This window comes from Sporosarcina koreensis (assembly GCF_001531445.1).
Classification (GTDB): Bacteria; Bacillota; Bacilli; order Bacillales_A; family Planococcaceae; genus Sporosarcina; species Sporosarcina koreensis_C.
Genome location: NZ_LQYA01000146.1, coordinates 1 through 437, shown reverse-complemented (window position 1 = coordinate 437; position 437 = coordinate 1). Strand labels below are relative to the sequence as shown.

Sequence of the window (437 nt, the reverse complement as noted above, 5' to 3'; positions counted from 1 at the left end):
TAATGGGAAATCTCATCTTGAGGGGGGCTTCATGCTTAGATGCTTTCAGCATTTATCCCGTCCACACATAGCTACCCAGCGATGCCTTTGGCAAGACAACTGGTACACCAGCGGTGTGTCCATCCCGGTCCTCTCGTACTAAGGACAGCTCCTCTCAAATTTCCTGCGCCCGCGACGGATAGGGACCGAACTGTCTCACGACGTTCTGAACCCAGCTCGCGTACCGCTTTAATGGGCGAACAGCCCAACCCTTGGGACCGACTACAGCCCCAGGATGCGATGAGCCGACATCGAGGTGCCAAACCTCCCCGTCGATGTGGACTCTTGGGGGAGATAAGCCTGTTATCCCCGGGGTAGCTTTTATCCGTTGAGCGATGGCCCTTCCATGCGGAACCACCGGATCACTAAGCCCGTCTTTCGACCCTGCTCGACTTGTA

General features: G+C 56.1%; 1 rRNA gene. It reads right to left on the bottom strand.

The annotated features are described in order from the left end of the window. Positions 1-437 (bottom strand): 23S ribosomal RNA (locus AWV70_RS15350); the annotation flags it as partial.